The following is a 1,353-nucleotide window of genomic DNA, read 5'->3' as shown; positions in this document are numbered from 1 at the left end:
GCATCACGGGCGTCGACCACGTCATCGACGGCGGCGCGATCAAGGCGCTGTGACAGGGCCCGGCCCTCGGGCCGCCCGGCACGACAGAGGCAGAACCTGAGCACCCGAGCACCGGAGCAACTGAGCACCTGAGCAACAGCCCAGACATACCGCTCACTGACAGAGGCCAAGTCCGCGGACGTGGCCTCTGTCAGTGATGGCGGGCGCGCACCCCGCTTGGACCCGCCGGGCACGTACCCCCGCTTGGATCCGCCCTGCCACCAGGCTAGAATAATAGTGGTTTCTATGTTTTCCAGGACGTACTGCGCACGACCTCGACACGTCAGGTGCGCGGCCGGCACCTGACGGGCGAAAACATTCCGCTGCGGCGTCACCGGTACCCCACAGGGCCTCCCCGTCCCGGGCAACGGCACAGGCAGGACGAGCACACCTTCCAGGAAGGGTCACAGTGAAGCAGGAAAGGGCGGGCCGGACTCGCCGCGCACTGTTGAGAGCGGCCGCGAGCGAGTTCGACCGGCTCGGCTACTCCGGTTCGTCGCTCGCCCGGATAGCCCGAGCCGCGGAGATCTCGATGGGCGCGCTGACCTTCCACTTCGCCTCGAAGGGAGAACTGGCGGCAGCCGTCAGGGAAGACGGCGAAGCCGCCACCCGCACACTCGTCGACCACGTGGCCGCGCGCCAGGAACTCCCCCTGCAGTCCGTGGTGTCACTCACGCTCGCCCTCGTGGAACTGCTGGAGCGCAACCCCTCCGTACGGGCCGCCGCACGCCTGGCCCGGGAGGGATCCGAGGGGCAGCCCGCCTGGCAGTGCCTGTGGGCGCCGATGATCGGCGCGCGGCTGCGGGAGGCACCGGCCGAGAGCCTGCCCGGGGTCGACCGGACGGCGATCACCGACATGGCGGTGCACCTGGTCTGCGGGGTGGAAGCCACCCTCTGCCATCGTTGCCACCCCGACGCGCCGGGCAGCAACGTCACGATGCTCGCCCGCATCTGGCGCCAGGCCCTTCCCGAGGTGAGGCTGTCCGCGGGAGCCGACGGCGAAGCGGCGATCGCCGCACTCACCGCCGACGAACCCTGAACGAAGGCGACCCACGAACAAGCCGCGCGACTCAGCGGAGCAGCACCGAACGCCTCCGCCGGCCCCGTCCCCCGTAGACGGACAGAGCGCCTCGTCACACGGCGCTGCATCCCCCGTCGACGGGCACCGCGGCTCCCGTGATGAAGGACGCCTGGTCGCCGCAGAGCCAGGCGGCTGCCCGGGCCACCTCCAGCGGGTCGGCGAGACGGTGCTGGATGGCCCGGGCGACCGCGGCCTGCTCCAGCTGCGGCACCTGCTCCATGGCCGTCTCCATC

At 70.8% G+C, this 1,353-nt stretch carries 2 protein-coding genes; one reads left to right on the top strand and one right to left on the bottom strand.

The annotated features are described in order from the left end of the window. Positions 1-448 precede the first annotated feature (448 nt). Complete coding sequence (locus ACZ5CR_RS45445) at positions 449-1,078, top strand: TetR family transcriptional regulator (protein ID WP_468869621.1); 630 nt, start codon at positions 449-451, stop codon at positions 1,076-1,078. A 94-nt stretch (positions 1,079-1,172) separates the two neighbouring features. Here ACZ5CR_RS45445 and ACZ5CR_RS45440 read toward each other — a convergent pair. Continuing rightward, the coding region (locus tag ACZ5CR_RS45440; RefSeq protein WP_468869618.1) for an SDR family oxidoreductase at positions 1,173-1,353 on the bottom strand (181 nt) is incomplete at its 5' end.

Source organism: Streptomyces sp. NPDC031274 (genome assembly GCF_055570235.1).
This window is presented reverse-complemented; position numbering and strand designations above follow the sequence as displayed.